The organism is Roseibacillus ishigakijimensis, from assembly GCF_016595415.1.
GTDB classification, from domain to species: domain Bacteria; phylum Verrucomicrobiota; class Verrucomicrobiia; order Verrucomicrobiales; family Akkermansiaceae; genus Roseibacillus; species Roseibacillus ishigakijimensis.
This window is the reverse complement of record NZ_JAENIO010000028.1, coordinates 1-20,614: the sequence shown is the minus strand read 5'-3', so window position 1 is coordinate 20,614 and position 20,614 is coordinate 1. Positions and strand designations below refer to the sequence as shown.

At 62.9% G+C, this 20,614-nt stretch carries 13 protein-coding genes; 11 read left to right on the top strand and 2 right to left on the bottom strand.

Annotated features, from left to right (window positions below):
- The first annotated feature begins 32 nt into the window (after positions 1-32).
- From JIN78_RS11245 to JIN78_RS11235, 3 genes are all read left to right on the top strand, one after another.
- Entirely contained in the window at positions 33-3,557 is a 3,525-nt protein-coding gene (locus tag JIN78_RS11245; RefSeq protein ID WP_200392070.1) for an immunoglobulin domain-containing protein, read from the top strand.
- Positions 3,558-3,638: 81 nt separating this feature from the next.
- Positions 3,639-5,507, top strand: coding sequence for a LamG-like jellyroll fold domain-containing protein (locus JIN78_RS11240; RefSeq protein ID WP_200392069.1), 1,869 nt, complete (start codon positions 3,639-3,641; stop codon positions 5,505-5,507).
- A gap of 54 nt (positions 5,508-5,561) precedes the next feature.
- The gene (locus JIN78_RS11235) at positions 5,562-6,287 is read left to right on the top strand and encodes a hypothetical protein (protein WP_200392068.1); all 726 of its coding nucleotides are present in this window, start codon (positions 5,562-5,564) and stop codon (positions 6,285-6,287) included.
- Positions 6,288-6,306: 19 nt separating this feature from the next.
- Here JIN78_RS11235 and JIN78_RS11230 read toward each other — a convergent pair whose 3' ends face one another.
- Entirely contained in the window at positions 6,307-7,485 is a 1,179-nt protein-coding gene (locus JIN78_RS11230) for a substrate-binding domain-containing protein (RefSeq protein ID WP_200392067.1), read from the bottom strand.
- 84 nt (positions 7,486-7,569) lie between these two features.
- On the opposite strand from JIN78_RS11230, the gene JIN78_RS11225 reads away from it, so the two are divergent.
- The 7 genes from JIN78_RS11225 to queA all read left to right on the top strand — a co-directional run bounded on the left by JIN78_RS11225 (position 7,570) and on the right by queA (position 18,402).
- A complete protein-coding gene (locus JIN78_RS11225; RefSeq protein WP_200392066.1) occupies positions 7,570-8,745 on the top strand; it encodes a TIGR03364 family FAD-dependent oxidoreductase in 1,176 nt (391 codons plus the stop codon).
- A gap of 201 nt (positions 8,746-8,946) precedes the next feature.
- Entirely contained in the window at positions 8,947-9,780 is an 834-nt protein-coding gene (locus tag JIN78_RS11220; RefSeq protein WP_200392065.1) for an NTP transferase domain-containing protein, read from the top strand.
- 35 nt (positions 9,781-9,815) lie between these two features.
- Positions 9,816-10,226 (top strand): molybdenum cofactor biosynthesis protein MoaE, encoded by a 411-nt coding sequence (locus JIN78_RS11215; protein ID WP_234037945.1) that lies wholly within the window; start codon positions 9,816-9,818, stop codon positions 10,224-10,226.
- 205 nt (positions 10,227-10,431) lie between these two features.
- A complete protein-coding gene (locus JIN78_RS11210; RefSeq protein WP_200392064.1) occupies positions 10,432-13,332 on the top strand; it encodes a PSD1 and planctomycete cytochrome C domain-containing protein in 2,901 nt (966 codons plus the stop codon).
- 9 nt (positions 13,333-13,341) lie between these two features.
- Positions 13,342-14,829, top strand: coding sequence for a DUF1501 domain-containing protein (locus JIN78_RS11205; protein WP_200392063.1), 1,488 nt, complete (start codon positions 13,342-13,344; stop codon positions 14,827-14,829).
- Between the two features lie 45 nt (positions 14,830-14,874).
- Entirely contained in the window at positions 14,875-17,367 is a 2,493-nt protein-coding gene (locus JIN78_RS11200; RefSeq protein ID WP_200392062.1) for an AsmA-like C-terminal region-containing protein, read from the top strand.
- A gap of 57 nt (positions 17,368-17,424) precedes the next feature.
- Positions 17,425-18,402 carry a tRNA preQ1(34) S-adenosylmethionine ribosyltransferase-isomerase QueA gene (gene queA / locus JIN78_RS11195; protein ID WP_345778149.1) on the top strand — a complete coding sequence of 326 codons (978 nt, stop codon included), beginning with the start codon at positions 17,425-17,427 and terminating at the stop codon, positions 18,400-18,402.
- A gap of 118 nt (positions 18,403-18,520) precedes the next feature.
- On the opposite strand, the gene JIN78_RS11190 is transcribed toward queA, so the two are convergent.
- A complete protein-coding gene (locus JIN78_RS11190) occupies positions 18,521-19,234 on the bottom strand; it encodes a sulfite exporter TauE/SafE family protein (RefSeq protein WP_200392060.1) in 714 nt (237 codons plus the stop codon).
- 85 nt (positions 19,235-19,319) lie between these two features.
- Between JIN78_RS11190 and JIN78_RS11185 the strand changes: the two genes are divergently transcribed.
- Positions 19,320-20,396: a M20/M25/M40 family metallo-hydrolase gene (locus tag JIN78_RS11185; protein WP_200392059.1), complete on the top strand. Its 1,077-nt coding sequence runs from the start codon at positions 19,320-19,322 to the stop codon at positions 20,394-20,396.
- Positions 20,397-20,614: the final 218 nt, after the last annotated feature.

The window sequence follows — 20,614 nt, the reverse complement described above, 5'->3', positions numbered from 1 at the left end:
TTCTGCTTTCCCGAAGCACTCTCACACTCACCATGAAAACTTATCAAATGTTGGGCTTTGTCACGACGACAGCCCTCCTCCCCACAGCGCAGGCTGCCACCTTGCTCAGCGAGAACTTCGACAGCCTCACCTCCGCCTTCGGTCCTTTTGTCTCCGCAGGAGAAGGGAATGGCGATGGCACGGACTGGACCGAGCAGCTCCCGAATGGCTGGAGCCAGACCTATGGCCCCGGACATGAAGAAGGAGGCCCCACCGAGTTCGATGGTTGGCGGGCAATGGACCCGGCCTCCTGGGTGGCCACAGCCAGCGACCAAGGCCGGGCGAACTTCACCGCCGGAGAAGGAGCGATCCTCGTGGCCGATAGCGACGAATATGACGACCTCGCCAGTGCCGCCTTCGAGTCCACCCTGCAGCTCCCTCCCGTCGATTTGGCGACCGTCAGCGTCCCCCAATCTCTCTATCTTTCCTTTGACTCCAGCTGGCAGGCCGAGCCCCAGATTGGTCAGGTGAAGGTGACCTATCAGGGCGAAGGGGCAGAATTCCCGGTGACCTACACCGTCCTCGACTGGAACGGAGACAACAAGAGCACCGCCTTCAGCGAAGCCCTCACCCTCGCCCTCAACAACCCTGCCGGGGCCACCTCGGCAACGGTGGAATTCTACCACAAGGGTAACAACAACTGGTGGTGGGCCATCGACAATGTCGAAATCTTCAATGCCGATGTGGTCATCACCCAGCAACCCGCCGGGGGAACCTACTATGCCGGCTCCAATATCACCCTCGCCGGACTGGAAACCCAGGGCGGCGTCGCCAGCTACCAGTGGTATCGGATCGAAGGAGAAGAGCGAACGATCATCGCCGGGGCGACCCAGCAGGAACTCGCGCTCTCCAATAGCCAACCCGGGGACAGCGGACTCTATGCCGTCGAGGTCACTTCCGGGGACACCACCACCAGCAGCTCTCCGGTCGCGGTCGACATCCTCCCCGTGGAGCCAACCACCGTCTATTTTATGGAAAACTTCGACTCGGTGGCCTTGGGATTTCCCGTGCAAGAAGGCTCCCTCACCGGGGCAGGGCCCTTCGTGGACAAGGTCTGGTCCGCCACCGCTCCCAGCGGATGGACCGTCGACCGCAGCGGGGTGAATGGAGTGGGCAATGCCGAGGTTGGGGTGGAGGAGTGGGAGGGCTGGAACTTCGCCGACCCCGCCTGGTGGAGCAGCACCGCCGGCAACCAGAATCGCGCCCAATTCACCCGCTCGGCCTGTGTCGCGGCCATCGTCGATCCCGATGAATGGGACGACCTCGGCGGAGCCTCCCAAGGAGAAGCCTCCAAGGCCTCGCTTCCTGAAAACCCGCCCCTCTTTGCCACCGTCGTCAATTATGATAGCGAGATGACCTCCCCGCCCATCGATATCTCGGGAGCGACAGCCGGGACCCTGCAGTTGCGCTTCTCAAGTAGTTGGCGACCCGAGGACTCCCAAATGGCCATCATTTGGGTTTCCTTCGATGGAGGCGAGCGTGAACGACTCCTGCACTGGAACTCCTTTTCGGGAGACACCGTGGACGAGGGGGATGGCATCTTCCATCCCGATGCCGAAAACGAAAGCGTCCTCCTGGCCATTCCCAACCCGGCGGGAGCCAGCTCCATGGAGCTGACCTTCCACATGCCCCAGGCCGACAACGACTGGTGGTGGGCAGTGGACAACCTGCTCGTCTTCAGTGGCAGCGAGCCCGCCGATGTCCTCGTCGCCCCCCAGAGCCACACCGTCCTGGCCGGCGGTGGCGCGGTGGTCTTCGAGGCCCAGGCCGACGGCATCGGGACCTTCACCTACGACTGGACGGGACCCGGGGGAGCTCCGGTGGGCTCGGACAACATCGACGATCCGGTCAACCGCCTCACCATCGCCGAGCCCGGCACCGATGATGTCGGAGACTACGCGGTCACCATCAGCAACCCGGCGGGAGGTATCGAGCTCTGTGCCAGCCTCCAAATCCTCCCCGCTCTTTTTGCCCAACAACCTGCCGATAAAGTGGGTGATAATGCGGTGGTGGAAGGGCTCGACGCCTTTCTGGACGTCAATGTCCACAGCTATGATCCAGAGCTGTCCTACCAATGGTATAAATTCGTCGATCATGACAACAACCCGGCCACTCCGGAAATCAAAGAGGCCATCGCGGGAGCGAACAATGGAGCGGGCAACAATCCCGACCGGGCCTTCACCCTGCAGCAGCTCAACAACGAGACCGGCCTATACGAGACTCAGATGACTTTGGCCTACTTCGAAGCCGAACTCGAATCCGTCACGGGCCGCTATTGCCTGGAAGTGACCAACCAATATGGCAGCGTGAGCAGCCGCACCGCAACCCTTTCGGTGGTTCCCATGGTCTTCTCCCTGCAGCCGGTCTCCACCCTTGTGCAAGCCGGCGAGCCCGTCACCCTGCAAGCGCAAGCCGACAGCGCCTTCCCCGTGACCTATCAATGGTATCGCCGCGAGGTGGGCTCCCCAACCCGCGAGTTGCTGGAAGGAGAAACAGGAGCCCAATTGAGCTTCCCGGCGAGCGGAGCCTCGCAAAACGCTTTTTACTCGGTGGAAGCCCGCAGTGACAATGGCCAGGGCTCCATCGGGGTGCTCTTCAGTGAGGAAGCGCTCGTGACCGTCTACGTGGACCACTCTCCCGTGGTCCTCTTCAGCGAAGACTTCGAGTCCCTTCCCCTGGGAGATTCGGTGGACGATTCTCCCGCCGCCAGTGGAGTCTGGACGCAGACTCCCCCCAGCGGCTGGGTGGCGGACAACTCGGGCGTGCCCGGCTTTGGCACCGAGAATGATGGCATCACCGAGTGGGCCGGCTGGTCCTTCGCCGACCGCCTCTGGTGGGCCTCGGTCGACGATCAGCAGCGCAGCGACTTCACCAATGCCTCCGGCACCGTCATGGTCGCCGATCCGGATGAATGGGATGACGCGGCACACGCGGCCGGCAGCTACAACACCTACCTCACCACCCCGGCCATCTCCTTGGCCGGGGCCGAAGAAGGCTCCCTGGTGCTCTCCTTCGACTCCTCCTGGCGTCCGGAAGTCAATCAGCGCGGCCAGACCGAGCTCTCCTTCGATGGCGGGGCCACTTGGCTGCCCTTCCTCATCTTTGAATCCGACGCCAACGACCCGGAATACAAGGACCATGCCACCAACGAGCACGTCAGCCTCCCGGTCAATGCCCCCTCCGGAGCCTCCGAGATGCTCGTCCGCTTCTCCCTTGTCGACGCCGGCAACAACTGGTGGTGGGCCCTCGACAACATCGCCGTAACTGCCGAGGTGCCCGGCGGCATTCTCGCCATCACCGACTACACCATCAGTGCCGGTGCTGTCACCCTCACCTGGACCTCGGCGAGTACCGTCGCCTACAAGCTCACCTGGTCCCCCGACCTCGTGGAATGGACGGATGTTCCCGGCTACGAAAATATCGTCGGCGAAGAGGGCAGCACCACCCGCTCGGTCAACTTCACGGAACTCCTTACCCAAGCCCCTCCCAAGGCTTTCATCCGCGTCGAACGCCGCTAAACCTTTCCCGGCCATCCAACAAGGCCGCCGCGCCCCAGTGCGGCGGCCTTCTTTTTCCAACTTTCCAACAACACACCAACTATGAAAACCATCCTACGCCTACTCTGCCTGGCAACGACCTTGCACGCCCACGAGGAAACTCCTGATCCCGCCCTCTTCTACAAATTCAGCCCCCGTCTGCTGGTCGCCGGCAGCGAGGAAAATTCCCCCCCCGTGCTGAAACCCCAGTTCGGACCTCCCCTGCAACTTGCCACCAGACCGCTCGCCAACGAAAGCGGTCAACTTGGCCTCCGCTTTGACAAAGGACGGCAACCCCACCTCCTCCTCGCCAAGAGCGAAGAACTCCCCTCTCTCCTGCCCACCCGAGAGTTCACCCTGGCAGCTTGGTTCACCATCGATGAGCCCCAGGATTGGGGTGCCCTCTTCTCCGCTCTGGAAGACAATGGCGACCGGGAAAAAGGCCTCGTTCTCGGCTACAACCGCCAACGCCCCTACGTCGGACTGGCCACTGAAGGCGCTGACGATGGCGATGGCAAGATGACCTATCTGCAAGGGAAAACGCCCTACACCGTCGGCAAGTGGCATCACCTCGTCGCCACCTATGACGGCATCGAGCTGACCCTCTACTTCGATGGCACCGAGGCGGCCCGAAGTGAGGTCCAATCGGGCAAAATTCTCTGGCCCGAGAACCTCCAGCAAGCCTGGATCGGCGGCTATCACGACTCCAACGAAAACTACCCCCACGAGGGCCGCCTCGGCCTCTGCAAGCTCTTCCACTACTGCGCCAACCCCTCCTGGGTCGCCAAACAATTTGCCGAAGGCGAAGAGCTCGCCAAACAAGAAGCGGAAGCTCCCGTGCCAGCTCCTCCCGGCATCGTGGTGAAGCCCTATCTGCAATGGGTGCGCCAGAACGAAGCCACCATCATGTGGGAGACCGCCCACCCTTGCAAAGGCATCCTCCACTGGGGCTTGGGCTCCGATTGCGACCAACGCTTCGAAGAAGAGGAAGAAACAACTCTCCACGAAATCACCCTCACCGGGCTCGAAGCGGAGATGCTCTACTACTACCATACCGAGTCCCCCGACGAAGAGTCCGCAAACATCACCGAAGTCTCTACCTTCCAGACTGCGACCAAGCCCGGCTCTCCCATCGCCTTCACCGTCTTTTGCGACGCTCAAGCCAATCCCCAAGTCGTCAACCAGCTCGCCAAAGCCGCCTGGGAATTTCGCCCCAACTTTCTCATCATGGGAGGAGACCTCGTCACCACCGGCCGCAACAAAAGCCACTGGGTGGACCACTTTTTCGCCAATATGGACCCCCTCATCTCCCGCGTCCCCTTCTACCCCGTCCTGGGCAACCACGAGCAAAACGCGGATCACTACTACCACTACATGCACCTGCCGGAGCCAGAGTATTTCTATACCTTCACCCAGGGCGATGTTCAGTTCTTCATGCTCGACAGCAACAAATCTTTCGCCCCCGATAGCGAACAATACCAGTGGCTAGACAAAGAACTCGCCGCCTCCACAGCCAAGTGGAAAATGGCCGTTCATCACCATCCCCCCCACTCCTCGGATGACGACTACGGCAACGACTGGAAGCGCCCCATCTCCGAGGCCACCAATGGCGACCGCAATGCCAAACAGCTCATCACCCTCTACGACAAACACGGAGTCGACATCGTCTGGAATGGCCACATCCACTCCTACGAACGCACCTGGCTCCTGCGAGCCGGACAACCGGTGGAAAAAGACGGCACCCTCTATCTGATCACGGGTGGCGCGGGCGGCGGACTCGAGCGCTTTGGCCCCTACCGCCCCACCTTCCAGCGGCAGATCAAAACCGGCCACCACTTCAGCTACGTCACCTGCTTCGGCGGCGAGCTCGATGTCAAAGCCTACGACCTCGAGGGTCGCCTCTTCGACCACTTCACTCTACGCAAAGACTAACGACCACCTCCTGCCACCGCCCCGTCCACCCACCGACGGGGCGGTTCTTTGTCCATGAAAACCCTTCTCCTTCTGGCCATCTCATCCCTCTCCCTGCTGGGGCAGCCGGAGGGCGAAGCTCGCCCACCCCGCACCCTCAGCCTCCTCCCCCTCGGCGTTCATCCCCCCTTCGAGCAGGAAATCCGGGAAGACGCCCGCTACGAGGTCGCTCCCGCTCCCGGCACCATCCCCCCGCCCACCCTCCTTCTCCCCGGCGCAGACGACGCCCCCGGGAATCGTCTCCTCCTCCGGCTGCGCAGCCTCAGCCCGCCCATCGAGCTCCCCCCAGCCCCGGACAATGGCACCCTCACCCTCAGGCATCCCGACGGCAGCCCCTGGTGCCGCGTCCCCTATCTCGCTGGTCCCGCCACCCTCACCCTCCTCTGGCGGGGCGGCCTCCTCTGGGACGAAGTGCGCACCCTCCCCCTCCCCAACCACCCTGGCGCCATCCCCGCCAACTCCTGTCGCCTCATCAACATCTCGCACCGGACCTTGACCCTTCGCTGGCAAGAGACCGTCCATCCTCTCCCGCCCGGCAAGTTCATCCTCCTCTCTTTTTCCGAAAAAAAAGCGACCGCCCACCTCGAAATCACCTCCCGAGAGGGAAAGCAGCAAGAAACCGCCTTTCGCAGCGAGATTCCCGTTCTCCCCGCCTTCCGACAACAAATCATCTGCTACCGCTGCGATGGCAGCGACCAACGCCAGGCCATCAAGGTCCATCTCCTCCGGGAAAAACGGTAGACCTTGTCCCCCCCGCCCTTCACCGACTCTTGCGATGCACTCCCGGCTGATCTCCCGTCACTCTCTTGAAAAAACGGCACAGCTCATCCTGAGCACCGAAGCCCGTGCGCTCGGCGATCGCCTGCAGAGTCAAGCCCGTGCCAATGAGGTAATCCTGAATCCTAGCCGCCCGGATGGCATCCATTTCCTGCTTGGGCCCATGCCCGAAGACCGCATGAAAACGCAGACGCAGCTGCTCCCGCGACACCCCCAGCCGACGGGCCAGCTCGCCCGCCGTCAGCCCCCCCTGCACCACCTCCTCGCGCATAATTTCCACCGCCCGCCGCACCAGCTCATCCGCAAGGGTCACCATCCCGGTGCTCTCCCTCTCCACCACCCCGGGCGAAGGCACCAACACCCGCGAATGACTGGCCACCCCATAGCCCGACATCTGGCGATACAACAAACTCGCCGCCTCATAACCAATCTTTTTCCCCGGAAAGCGCAAACTGCTCAAAGGCGGATTGGTGGCATGACAATACACGATATCATCAGCCACCCCCAGCACCACCGCATCACCGGGAACCTTGACCCCCAATTGGGCCAAAACCCGCACCGCACACACCGCCGCAATATCATCCTTGGCAAAAATCCCATAAGGGGGCTCCAGAGGGGCCAACTGCCGCCACCCCGCCTGCGCCACCTGCCTGGCCCGCGTCCGCTTCGGATAAGTCGCAGCCGGCACCGAAAGAACCTCGCAATCAAAACCATCCTCCCGCAAAGCCTCCCGAAAGCCCTGCAAACGCTCGGCAGAATACGTCCGGTTGGGATCATGCCAATAGACGAACTGGCGCAGCCCCAGTCGCTTGAAGCGCTCGGCCGCCTGACGACCACAGAAGACATTATCCATGGTCACCCGCGGGAAATGCGGCCCCCCCGTCGGCTGCTCCACACTCAGATTAACCACCTGGATGCCCTTCTCAGCCCAAGCCCGCGCTTCCGCCGCCGTGTAGCGAAAAACCAACAACCCATCCCCCTCCCAATCGGCATCAATCTTAACCTTCGGCAAATCCCCCCCACTCGGCTGCTCGAACTCAAGCTCGAACTCATGCCCCTCCCGCAAAAAATCCAAAATCCCCCCAAAGATTCGGTTCCCGAACCCCTGGGCCCAATCAATCAACCGCACCCCCACCTTGTATCTCTTTTCCAACAACGCCATTTCCCTGCGTTTTTGTAAGATATATTTGCAAAAATCCAAGAAGAAGATTGTATCCTCCCGCTACCACACCTCGCCTCAGCCACCATGACCATTGCCATCATCGGAGCCGGCATCGCCGGCCTCTCCCACGCTCTTCTCGCCGCCCGCCAAGGCCACCAGGTCACCGTCTTCGAACGCTCTCCCTCCCCCCAAGGAGCCAGCATCCGCAACTTTGGCATGCTCTGGTCCATCGGCCAAACCGCAGACCTCTACCCCCTCGCCCTCCGCTCCCGCGAAATCTGGCTGGAGATCCTCGCCGAAATGGGAGCCTACCACCGCCTCTGCGGCTCCCTCCATCTCGCCAGCCGCGAAGACGAAGCCACCGTGCTGCGCGAATTCGCCGACCTCGCTCCCGCCCTCGGCTACCAAGTCCAATTCCTCTCCCCTTCCCAAGTGGAAGCCCGCTCCCCGGTGGTCAAAAAGGGCATCACCCAAGCCGGCCTCTACTCCCCCACCGAAGTCAACATCGACCCCCGCCAAGTAGCCCAACTCCTGCCCCGCTACCTGCAGGACAAATTCGGCGTGCGCTTCCGCTGGAACACCCGCGTGACCAGCATCGCCGAAGGCTCACTAGAAACCGCCGACCGCCACCACCATCCCTATGACCAAATCCTCCTCTGCAGCGGAGCAGAGCTGGAAGCCCTCTTTCCCGACCTGCTCACCACCAGCTCCATCCGCCTCACCAAGCTGCAAATGATGCGCACCGTGCCCCAGGGACCCGCCTTCGACCTCGGCCCCATGCCCGCCACCGGCCTCACCCTCCGCCATTACGAGAACTTTCGCATTTGCTCCAGCCAGCATGCTCTCATCGACCGCGTCGCCCACGAGACCCCCCTGCTCGACCGCTACGGCATCCACGTCATGGCCTCCCAAGATGCCACCGGAGGCCTCGTTCTTGGCGACTCCCATGAATACGGGACCGAGATCACCCCCTTCGACCGGGAAGAAATCGACGACCTCATCCTCACCGAGCTCCGCCGACACTTCGAGTTCCCCCGTTGGCAAATCGCCCGCCGCTGGCACGGCATCTACGGCAAGATCCCCGGGCAACCCATCCTCGACCTCCCCTCTCCCCTCCCCGGCGTCCATCTGCGCACCGGCCTCGGCGGCACCGGGATGACCCTTTCCTTCGGATTGGCTGAACAATTCGTCACCCGCCACCTCACCCCCAGCCCCAAACGCCCCCCTGCCAGCCCCTCCCCCTCACCCCAATGGGCCTAAACCAACGCTGCCCCCACCGCCACACTCCACGCCCTCAGGAAGCCGTCCTTCTCGGCTAAGCCCTCTTCTTCTGACCTGGCATGAGGAAGATGCGCAAGCACGCTCACCCTCCACGCCACAGCCCTCGCTGCGGGCGGGATGGAGGAAAAGCTGGACTCGCCGGGGGAAGGTCCTAGCCTCGCGGCCCGTTCCTTTTTCGTAATGTCTCTCGCCTTCCCAATCAAAGCGCTCGTCCTCGTGGGCGGAAAGTCCCGCCGCATGGGTCAGGACAAAGCCCAGCTGGAGTTCGAGGGAAAGACCCTTCTGGAAAGACTCCTTGCCGTGCTTGCACCCCGGGTGCCGGAGATTTTTCTCTCGGTGGCCCAGGAAGAACAGCGCTCCTTCCAGCGGCCGGTGATTCGCGACCTCACCAGCAATCCCGGCCCCCTGGGTGGGCTGGAGGCGGCCTTTGCCCACGATCCCAAATCCGCGTGGCTGGTCCTGGCCTGCGATCTCCCTCTCTTCGACGACCCCACCCTCGCGGCCCTGCTGGCGCATGCAGATGCCAGCGCCATGGCGAGCTGCTTTCTCAGCCGCCTCGATGGTCGCCCCGAGCCCCTGTGCACCCTCTATCAACCGGAGGCAGGGGTGAAACTGACAGAATATCTGGCTCAAGGAGGCCGCTGCGCCCGAAAGTTTCTCGAATCCCTCAAGCCCCAAGGCCTCGCCCTTCCCAACCCGCTGGCCCTGGACAACGCCAATCGGCCCGAGCATCTCCACGAGCTGACCTTGCTCGCCAGAGAAGGCCTCGTCAGAAAGGAGGCCACCATCACCTACTACGGCAAACTCAGTAGTGAAGCCCCCGCCGCCGAGGAAATTGTGCAGACGCAGGCCGCGACCTGTGCCGGGCTCTATGAAGAAGTCCGCCTGCGACACCGGCTGAGCCTCGACCTCGATACCGTCAAGCCGGTCTTGGCCGACGAATTTGTGGACTGGACGACTCCCCTCCCCCCGGGTGCCCAAGTCGCCTTTCTCCCCCCCTTTGCGGGAGGATAAGGAAGGGACGACATTTTTTAGGTAAAAAGACGACAATGATGTTTACAATTTCCTCTTCCCCGATCGACCGGAATGGCGTGATAGCACTGGTGGAGAGTCCTTCAGCGGGAGCCTTGGTGGTCTTTGAAGGGCGCGTGCGGAATCATCATTTAGGGAAAGAGGTGGAGGCTCTGAGCTATTCGGCCCACCCCGTCCTCGCCGAAGCGGAGGGAGCCAAACTGGTGCAGGAGACGCGGGAAAAATTTCCTCAAGTGGAGGGCTTGGCCGCGACCCATCGCGTTGGAGAGCGCCTCCCGGTGGGCGAAATCGCCGTAGTTATCGCGGCCTCCTCCCCTCATCGGCCGGAAGCGTTCGCTGCCTGCGACTACCTCGCCCAACAGCTCAAAAACCGCTTACCGGTCTGGAAAGAAGAGCACTACCAAGACCAGAGCAGCGACTGGACCTGAAGGCCCACCGCAGAAAAAGAGTTCTCCCAAACGCTCTTCCAAAGCAGGTCGGCAACTTTCTCCTTCGAAAGCGAAAAAAGCTGCCACGTGGCAACGGGAACTTGTAAGAATCCGTTGTTCAACTCGTAAAACCGCTTATCTTGGTGCCACCCTGTCATTTCTTTTGACAGGGAAAAAACCACGCCTCTGACGTTCACTTTGTTTTATGCCTCAGACCCACTTTGCTCTCGCTTCTCTCCTGCTTGCGCCCCTGGTGCAGGCCAAGATCGACTTTGCCGAAGAGATCAATCCTCTCTTTGTCAAACACTGCACCGCCTGCCATGGGGGGGTGAAAGAAGCCGGAGGACTCTCCTTCATCTACCGCGAGCGGGCGCTGAAAGAAGGGGACTCGGGTGAGATGGCCATCGTGCCAGGCAAACCCGAGGAATCGGAGTTGATGCGCCGCATCACCCTGCCCCCCGGGGACGACGACATCATGCCCCAGGCCAAACATGGACCGCCCTTGGAGGAGCACGAGGTGGCCCTCTTTCGCCAGTGGATTGCAGAAGGGGCGGAGTGGTCGGGCCATTGGTCCTTCACCGCCGTGGAAGCTGATCCTGCTCCCGAGGTGGGCGGCGATTGGGCCCGGGGCGATATCGACCGCTACGTGCTGGCCCGCATGCAGGAAAAGGGCCTCTCCCCCGCCGCCCCGGCCAGTCGCCGGGAATGGCTGCGCAGGGTGACGCTGGACCTCACTGGCCTGCTCCCCACCGCCGACGAACTGGAGGCCTATTTGGCTGATGACTCTGAACAAGCCGAGGCCAAGGTAGTGGACCGCCTCCTGGCGAGCCCGGCCTATGGCGAACGCTGGGCCTCGGTCTGGCTCGACCTGGCACGCTACGCCGACTCCGAGGGGCTGGGGATCGACAATCGCCGCGAGGTCTACCCTTATCGCAACTGGGTCATCAAGGCCTTTGAGGAGGATCTCCCCTACGACGAATTCACCATCAAACAACTGGCCGGGGACCAGCTTCCCGACCGGACTTTGGACGACTTGATCGCCTCGGGCTTCAATCGCCTGACCACCCAGAATAGCGAGGGCGGCACTGACGACGAAGAGTTCCGGGTCGCGGCCATCATGGATCGGGCGGCCACCACCTACAACGTGTGGCAGGGATTGACCATGGAATGCGTGCAATGCCACTCCCATCCCTACGACCCGATCAAACACGAGGAATACTTCGAGACCCTCGCCCTTTTCAACAACACTCGGGACGGCGATCGCAATGCCCACGACATCCACCTGCGGGTGCCTGACAGCGAGCAGGAACGACAAAGCGTCTTGGAGCACTTCAATGCCCTGCAAAAGGTGGAGAAAGAGCTGCAGGAGAGCAATCTCGCCCTGAATGAGGACTCCCGCTGGTATGCACCGCAGGATGCCGAGTTTATCTCCACCGGGAGTTCGCTAAAGGGGGAAACCCGCCAGACTGAGCAGGGTGAGCCCGACTTCGTGGCAGTGGGCACTCCCGGTCGCGACGCCAAACACACGGTCCACTTTTCCCTCCCCACCGATGCCGACCAGGCTCTGACCGCCCTGCGAGTGACCGTCCTCCCGGAAGACCTCGCTGAAGCCCGGCACATGGGCGAAGCCGGCTTTGGCATCCAAAGCATCCAGCTGCATCGCGTGCAGGCAGATGGGCAGACCGAAGCCATTGCCTTTCAGGATGTCTTCACCAGTGTCGCCCACAATCAGGGCTACGTTCGGGGGGTCATGGATCCTTCCCGCGACAACGGCTGGTCTGTGATGACCAAATTCTTTCACCCGCAATGGGCGACTCTCGTCTTCAAGGAGCCCCTGACCGGCGTGCAGCCCGACGACCGCTTTCGCTTGGAAATCATCCACACCCGCCGCCTCGGCAACGAGGGCAGCGTGCCCATGGTGGTGCGCCGCTTCCAATTCAGCTTCACCGATAATCCCGACTGGATCACGAAGGGGGTGAGCCCCGAGCGGGTCGCTTTGGCCAAAAAAATCCAGCATCATCAGGGGGCCCTCAATGGAGCGAAAGGCCCCCGCACCCTCATCATGCACGACGTCGAGCCCGGCCTGGAGCGCGAGACCCGGCTTTTCGTGCGCGGCAATTGGATGACTCGTGGAGAGGCCGTCACACCCGGCACCCCCGACAGCCTGCCCCCCATTGCGAGCGAAGAGCCAACCCGGCTGGAGTTCGCCCAATGGTTGGTCTCAGGCGAGAACCCCCTCACCGCCCGGGTCTGGGTCAACCGTCTCTGGCACCAGCTCTTCGGGCTGGGCCTGGTGGAAACTTTGGAAGACTTTGGTGCCGTCGGGATGAAACCCAGCCATCCCGAATTGCTCGACTACCTGGCCACCCAGTTCGTGGAGACCTACGGCTGGCGCAGCAAGCCCGTGCTCCGCGAAATCGTGCTCTCGGCCACCTACCGCCAGACGGCGCAAGTGAGCCCCGAGCACCGCTCGGCAGACCCCACCAATATCTGGCTCTCCTACGGGCCTCGCCAACGCCAGACGGCGGAAATGCTGCGCGATGCCACCTTGCAGGCGGCGGGCCTCCTCAGTGACAAGCGCTTTGGCAGCATCACCTTCCCCCCCATCCCAGAAGGAGTGTGGCGTCCCTTCCAAGGAGGCGACAGGTGGAACACGCCCAAGCCCGGTGACGAAGAGCGCTACCGGCGCATGATCTACACCTACGCCAAGCGGGAAATCCCCTTCCCCGGCATGGCCACCTTCGATGCCCCTTCCCGCGAGTTCTGCAAGCAACGCCGCATGGTGAGCAACACTCCCCTGCAGGCCCTGATGACGATGAACGATGCCGCCTTCTACGAAGCGGCCCAGAACTTCGCCCGCCGCTTTTTCCCGCAAACGGAAGGAAGCGATCTGGGCCAGCAAATCCGCGACGCCTACCACTTGGCGACTACCGAGCAGGCCGATGACGAAGTGGTCGGCAAGCTGCGCCAAGCGCACGACAATTTCCTACAAACTTATCAAGAAGACCCCGAGCTCGCCCAAGAGGTGCAGGCCACGCCCGAGGAGGCAGCCCGCACCATGTTGGCCTCGGTCATCCTGAACCTCGACGAATTCCTCACCCGCTAACATACCGCCATGAATCTCGAAACCCTCTTGCGCGAACAGCATCGCCAACAACTCACCTATCAGACCCGCCGGCACTTCCTGCGCGACGGCATGACCGGTTTGGGAGGCCTCTGGTTGGCCCTGCAAGGGCAAGGCTTCGGCCGGGCCCTTTCCATTGAGCACAGCGCCACCAATCCCCTGGACGCCTTGCCCGCGCAGTTTGCCCCCAAGGCCAAGCGGGTCATCTTCCTCCACATGGTCGGCGCCCCCTCCACCCTGGACCTCTTCAACTACAAGCCTGAGCTGGCCAAATACAACGGGCAGGAATGCCCCGCCTCCTTCCTCGAAGGCGAGCGCTTTGCTTTCATCCAAGGGGTGCCCCGCATGCTCGGCCCCCAGTTCTCCTTCCAGCAATATGGCCAATCCGGGGCCTATGTCTCCGATCAGCTGCCCCACCTCGCCAAGCACGTCGACGAGCTCTGCTTCGTGCACACTCTGAAGACGGACCAATTCAACCACGGTCCCGCACAACTGGTCATGCAAACGGGCAATTCCGCCCTCGGCCATGGCTCCATCGGTTCGTGGGTCACCTGGGGACTGGGCACCGAAAACGAAAACCTGCCCGGCTTCATGGTCCTCCTCTCCGGCGGCCGCCGTCCCCGGGCCGGCAACGCCCTCTGGTCCGCCGGGCACCTCCCGTCCGTCTATCAAGGCGTGCAGTGCCGCTCGGTGGGCGAACCCGTCCTGAACACCACCAATCCCCGTGGAGTCAGCCACTTGCTGCGCGGCCAGAGCATCGAGGCCATCAATGACCTCAACCGCAAGGCCCATGCCGAAATCGGCGATCCCGAAACCCTCACCCGCATCGCGCAATACGAGATGGCCTTCCGCATGCAGACCTCCGTGCCGGGCGTGATGGATATCGCCGACGAGCCCCAGCACATTCACGAAATGTATGGCACCCGCCCCGGGAAGGAATCCTTCGCCAACAACTGCCTCCTCGCCCGCCGCTTGTCGGAATCCGGCGTGCGCTTTGTGCAACTCTACGATTGGGGCTGGGACTCCCATGGCGCGGGCAAAAACGAAGCCCTCAACCACGGCTTCCAGGACAAATGCCGCTCCATCGACCAACCCATCTCCGCTCTCCTCACCGACCTCAAACAACGGGGCCTCTTGGACGAGACCCTCGTTATCTGGGGGGGTGAATTCGGCCGCACCCCCATGCAGGAGAACCGGGGCGGTGGCAAAATGGCCTTCATCGGCCGCGACCACAATCCGAACTCGGCCACCATCTTTATGGCTGGCGGCGGGGTCAAACCCGGCTTCAGCTACGGCGAAACCGACCAATTCGGCTACAAGCCCCTCCCCGGGCAAGAAGTCCACGTGCGCGACTTCCACGCCACCCTCCTCCACCAGATGGGCTTCGACCACAACAAACTCTCCATTAATTCCAATGGCCTGGAGGAAAAATTGACCGGGGTGAAGAAGGCCCGCGTCATCAAAGACCTCCTGGCCTGATTCCCCTCCTTTGCAACAGCCTGATCCGGTGCTAGCATCCAGATCATGCGCTGCCCTTGGTTTCGTCACTGCCAGTCCGCCTTTGTCGGACTTGTGCTGCTGGCGTTATTCGGGGGTGCCATCCTCTTCTGGCAGCTCAATCGCGGCGGCTTCTCCGGCGAATGGGGCGAGCGCTTACAGGAACAACTCGATGAATTCGGCCTCCATGCCGAGTTCTCTTCAGTGCATCTCTCCCTCACCCAGGGGCTCATCGCCCACGATCTGGAGATTTACCGCGATGCCGACCGCACCACCCTCCTCGCTTCCGCCGAGCGGATGAATCTGGATATCGACCGGGGTCTCGCTCTCCGCGGCCAGTGGGAAATCCGCTCCGCAGAGTTTGAGAACGCCTTCATCCGCTTGCCCGACCACTGCGCACCCCATCACCTCGATCAACTCACCGGCACCGCCCGCCTCTCTCCCACTGGCGATTTGGCCTTTGCCAGCACCAGCGGGCAGCTGGGCCAACTCAATCTCCAGTTGTCCCTTTCCCTGCAAAACTTCGCCCTCCCCAAGCAGGGAGCTGACGAGGGCGAAAAAAACGTTCCCCTGGAAGATTTCGTCGCCGCCCTTCACCGCGAGGTGGCCCACTGGACCCCGGCCGGGGACGCCCTGCCCACTCTCGAGCTGCGCATCTCCGGCAATCTCGCCCGCCCCGGCACCCTGGAAGGCCGCTTTCATTTCTCCGCCCCCCGCCTGGCCCGGCTGCGCTACACCGTGGAGGACCTCGCCCTCTCCGGACGGGTCAATTCCTCCTCCCTTCACCTCGAGGAGTTCACCTTCCATGATGAGGCCGGCCCCTTCACCCTGAGCGGCATCTACGATCTCCGCGCCCACCAGCTCAGCTTCGCTAGCCAATCCACCGCCCGCCTCGATCGTCTGCTGGCCGAGGGCCTGGGCTACGATCTCCTGGAAAGCGTCACCTTTCGCGAAGCCCCCACCGTGACCGCCAGGGGCGAAGTCTTCCTCCCTGCCGACTCCCCGCCCGAGCTGCGCCTGACCGGGCACCTCGCGGTGGCCCAGGTGGGCTTTTTGGCCACCACCTGGACCTCCCTCGAGACCGATTTCTCTTGGCAAAAGAACAATCTCTATCTGCGTGATCTCCAAGTCCGCCACCCGGAGGGCGAACTCGCCGGGCAGGTTCTTTTCCAAAACGAGGTGGTGCGCTACCGGGCCACCACCACTCTGCCCCCGAAGGTCTTCGACCCTTTCATCGAGAAAGAAGGCGACATTCGCAACACCATCGAAAACACCGAGTTCACGCCAGAGAGCCGCCTCAATATCGAACTCTCCGGCAGCATCCGCCCCTCCGACCTCACCGACTGGTCGGCCAGCGGACGTGCCGTGGTGGAGAATATCCGCTTCCACGGCACGCCTCTCAACTACGGCTCCGCCACCTTCAATCTCACTCCCCTGCAGGCCGTTTACTCCCAGCCGGAAGTCGAGATCGACCTCACCGGCACCAAGTCCTTCCAGCGCTTCGGAGGACCGGAGAGCGCCGTCGTGCGCGCGGACGCCATCCGCTACGATCACGCCGAGGGGGTCACCCGCATCGAGCACCTCCACGGCGTCTGCTGGCCCTCGGCCGTGCTGGCCATGTTTCTGCCCGAAGTCGCTGCCTTCATCGAGCGCACCTACCGGGCCAGCGAACCGCCCGCCTTTTCCTCCACCGGAGTCATCGACCACCGGGAGCCTGGCGAGAGAACCTCCTTTCTCACCCGCCTCTCCGCCCCCGCCCCGCTCTACTACGACTTCCTCGGCAAAGCGGTGGAACTCCGCGAGACCTCAGTCCTCGTCCACACCCACCACCAGCAGGTCGACCTGCGCGAACTCTCCTCCTACGCCTTCTCCGGCCCCATCGAGGGCGAAGTCAGCATTCTCCTGCCGGAAAAAGAGTCGGGAAAACCTGACTTCCGGGGCGAGCTGAAGTGGACCCGCCTCCGCCTCTCCGACCTCGGCGACACCTACGGATTTGATAGTATCGAGAAGGGTCTCCTCACCGGGCGACTCGCCTTCTTCGGCACCGCTGACCGCATCGAGACCCTCAACGGCAGCGGCCTCATTGCTCTGGAGCAAGGCGAACTCTTCAAAGCCCCCGTCTTCGGCCCCCTCTCCCCCCTCATCGCCGGGGTGCAGGGTCATGATCGCGCCTCCCACGAGACCGCCCGCGACGCCTCCGCCAACTTCCTTATCCGCAATGGCATCCTCTACACCGACGACTTTCTCACCACCACCGATTCCCTCACCGTGCGGGCTGAGGGGGCCATCGACCTGGCCCGACAAACCCTCGACATGACCGCCCGAGCGGACACCGAAGGCCTGCTCAAACTCGTCACCTTGCCCCTGAATCTGAGCGGTTTCGACGGCCTCTTGCAATTCCGTGGCACAGGTCCGATTGCCGATCCCACCTGGCAAAACACCCCCTTCACCCGGCCCGCCCCCCGCCGCGAGGAATCCCTCTTTCCCGAGCCCCCCAGAGTCCGCGTGGTCCCCGAGTAGGTGGCCGCGCATTCCGGCTTGGCCCCGACGGCAAATCACTCTACCAGTGCCGCCATGCTGCGCACCGCCGACTTTCACTACGATTTGCCCGAGGAGCTCATCGCCTCCCACCCCCTGGAAGATCGCACCGCTTCGCGCATGATGGTCGTCGACCGCACCCGGGGCACCATCGAGCACCGCCAGTTCGCGGACTTCGTCAGCTACGTGACCCCCGAGGACCTGCTGGTGCTCAACGATACCAAAGTGGTGCCCGCCCGCTTCTTTTCCAATGATGGCAAAATCGAGCTCCTCCGCGTGGAGGAACTCTCCCCCCTGCGCTGGCGCTCCCTGGTCCGCCCCGGCAAGAAAATGAAGCCCGGTCGCACGGTGGAAGTCGGCGCAGCCATCGGGACGGTGGAGGAGATCGACGGCGACGGCAATCGCCTCATCGCCTGGGACCGCCCCCCCGACCCGGAGCGCGGAGCCCTCGCCCTGCCCCACTACATGGAGCGCGACCCTGAGAAGCTCGACGAGACCCGCTACCAGACGACCTTTGCCAAGGAAGAAGGAGCCATCGCCGCCCCCACCGCCGGGCTGCACTTCACCCCCGAGATCCTCGCCCGCCTCCCCCACGCCTTCCTCACCCTTCACGTCGGCATCGGCACCTTCCGCCCGGTCAAGAGCGAGCTCGTCAGCGAGCACCACATGCACTCCGAGAACTACCACCTCTCGCCCGACACCGCCCGACGCATCCGGGAAAAAAGCGGGCGCACCATCGCCATCGGCACCACCGTCACCCGCGTGCTGGAGCATCTCGCCGAGGTGCAAGCCGACTACCCCGCCGCCGCCAGCGGAGCCACCGACATCTTCATCCATCCCCCCCGCCAGCTGAAAGCGGTGGACGCCCTCCTCACCAATTTCCACCTGCCGGAGTCGACCCTCCTCATGCTGGTCTCCGCCATGGCCGGCCGCGACCTCATCCTCGAGGCCTATCGCCAGGCCGTCGCCGAGCGCTACCGCTTCTTCTCCTACGGCGATTGCATGTTGATTCTATGAGAGTGGTTTTCAACCGCCAAGACGCGGGGTCCGCAAAGAGGGCAGTGAGTTTTCTTGGGAAAATCTCCCCTCGGCGGCCCCTCTGCTTTCTCTGCGGTTGAATCCGAATGATCTCACATTATTGGAAAAACAACAACCTTCCCGCCACCACCAGGATGAGACAGCCCGTCCAGCGGCGGATGAGATGAGGGGCGAAGACCCCTTGCAACAAGCGAGCGCCCACGAGTCCCCCCACAGCGACCACGAGCGGAAACCACCCCGGGCGCGACCAGTCGGCCTCCGGAGCGAGGGCGAGGAGCCCGACCGCGGAATTGACCAGAATGAACCAGGTCCCCACCGCCGCCACCTCCCGCGCCCGTCCCACGGCAAGCAGATGCAGCACCGGCACGAGGTAAATCCCGCCGCCAATGCCCGTGAGTCCTGCCAAAAAGCCCAGCCCCAGACCGAGAGGCAGCAGCAGCCAGGGCGAACGCGCCTTTTCCTCTCTTTCCGCAAAGCGGCCCAACAACAATCCCCCCGCCACCGCCAGAGCCAGCCCCAGAACCAGAAAAAAAGCCCGCTCGGAAATCTCCCAGTGCGCCCCCAGCCACACCCCCGGGATGGAACTCGCCAAGAGCGGTCCCAGCAAGCGGGCCCGCACTTGCCCGGCACGGAGGCTGGCCCACCCGCCGATGAGCACCACCACCAGATTGCAGGTCAGGGAAACGAGCCGGATAACCTCCGGACTCTCCCCCTGCCAAGCCAGCACCGCCGTGTAGGAGGAACCTCCGCCAAAGCCGACCGAGGAATACAGCAGCGCGATGAGGAAAAAGAGAGCAAGAAGCAGAGGCACCGCGCGAAGGGACGCTAGGACGCTCAAAGAGCCAAGCGAAAGTTTTCGGCGTGACCTCGCGCCCCCCAGGGTCAAGACTTTTGCCATGACCAAGACCGAACAAAAGTTTCTCTTCAAACTCCTCGAAACCGCCAGCCCCACCGGCTGGGAAATGCCCGGCCAGCGGGTGTGGGCCGACTACATCAAGGACCACGCCGACGCCGTGGAGTGCGACACCTACGGCTCCACCTGGGCCACCATTGAGGGCAAAAGCAAAAAAGTCCTCATGCTCGAATCCCACGCCGACGAGATCGGCTACATCGTCAAGCACGTCACCAAGGAAGGCTTCCTGCGCATCGACCGTCTGGGAGGCTCCGATGCCGCCACCGCACGCGGCCGCCGCATCCGCATCTTCGGCGACAAGGACGAGGTCCACGGCATCATCGGGAACACCGCCATCCACCTGCGGCGCGACTCCCTGGCCAATGAAAAAGCCCCCCAGGTCCACCAGCTCTGGGTCGACGTCGGCGCCAGCAGCAAGGAAGAAGTGGCCCAAATGGGCCTACGGGTCGGCCACCCCGCCGTCTATCTGGATGGCCCCATGGAGCTCGGCAAAGACCTCATCGTCTCCCGCGCCATCGACAACCGCATCGGCGGCTACATCCATGCCCAAGTGCTCAAGGCCATCAAGGCCTCCGGCCAAAAGCCCGCCTGGACCATCGTCGCCCTCAACTCCGTGCAAGAAGAAATCGGGGGCCACGGAGCCCGCATGGCCACCAACCGCCTCCAGCCCGACGCCGCCATCTGCGTCGATGTCACCCACGCCACCGACACCCCCAATATCGACCACACCCAACACGGCGAAGTGACCCTCGGCGGCGGCCCCACCGTGACCCACGGCGCAGCCAATCACCCCCTGCTCGTGGAGCGCCTCTTGCAAGTAGCCGACAAAGCCAAGGTCCCCGTGCAGCACGAAGCCGCCGGCCGCTTCACCGGCACCGACACCGATTCCATCTACAATGTCCACAGCGGCGTCTCCTCCGCCCTCGTCTCCCTCCCCCTGCGCTGCATGCACTCGGTGGTGGAGACCGCCCATCGCCGCGACATCCAGCAAACCATCGACCTCCTCACCGCCCTCGCCCTCGATTTGAAAAGCAAGGACGACTTCGCGCAGAAACTGTAACTCCCCAAACCCCGGTCGCCCTAGCCGCGGGTCGAAAGCCCCCCGGTAGGGAAGCCCCCCGGTAGGGAAGCCTCGCCGAGGCTTCCGCGTTTCGCCTGTTTCCGCGCGCGGGACCAATGGATGGCCTCTCACCGCAACCGCTCCCGAAAAACGGTGATCCAGTGCGTTACCCCGGGCTGGCAAATGGGACTCCCTTGGGGGCTCGAGAAAGGAGCTTG

Bases quoted from the DNA above. Each gene is read 5' to 3' on its own strand.
- JIN78_RS11245 (WP_200392070.1), top strand. From the start codon at position 33: ATGAAAACTTATCAAATGTTGGGCTTTGTCACGACGACAGCCCTCCTC.
- JIN78_RS11240 (WP_200392069.1), top strand. From the start codon at position 3,639: ATGAAAACCATCCTACGCCTACTCTGCCTGGCAACGACCTTGCACGCC.
- JIN78_RS11235 (WP_200392068.1), top strand. From the start codon at position 5,562: ATGAAAACCCTTCTCCTTCTGGCCATCTCATCCCTCTCCCTGCTGGGG.
- JIN78_RS11230 (WP_200392067.1), bottom strand. From the start codon at position 7,485: ATGGCGTTGTTGGAAAAGAGATACAAGGTGGGGGTGCGGTTGATTGAT.
- JIN78_RS11225 (WP_200392066.1), top strand. From the start codon at position 7,570: ATGACCATTGCCATCATCGGAGCCGGCATCGCCGGCCTCTCCCACGCT.
- JIN78_RS11220 (WP_200392065.1), top strand. From the start codon at position 8,947: ATGTCTCTCGCCTTCCCAATCAAAGCGCTCGTCCTCGTGGGCGGAAAG.
- JIN78_RS11215 (WP_234037945.1), top strand. From the start codon at position 9,816: ATGATGTTTACAATTTCCTCTTCCCCGATCGACCGGAATGGCGTGATA.
- JIN78_RS11210 (WP_200392064.1), top strand. From the start codon at position 10,432: ATGCCTCAGACCCACTTTGCTCTCGCTTCTCTCCTGCTTGCGCCCCTG.
- JIN78_RS11205 (WP_200392063.1), top strand. From the start codon at position 13,342: ATGAATCTCGAAACCCTCTTGCGCGAACAGCATCGCCAACAACTCACC.
- JIN78_RS11200 (WP_200392062.1), top strand. From the start codon at position 14,875: ATGCGCTGCCCTTGGTTTCGTCACTGCCAGTCCGCCTTTGTCGGACTT.
- JIN78_RS11185 (WP_200392059.1), top strand. From the start codon at position 19,320: ATGACCAAGACCGAACAAAAGTTTCTCTTCAAACTCCTCGAAACCGCC.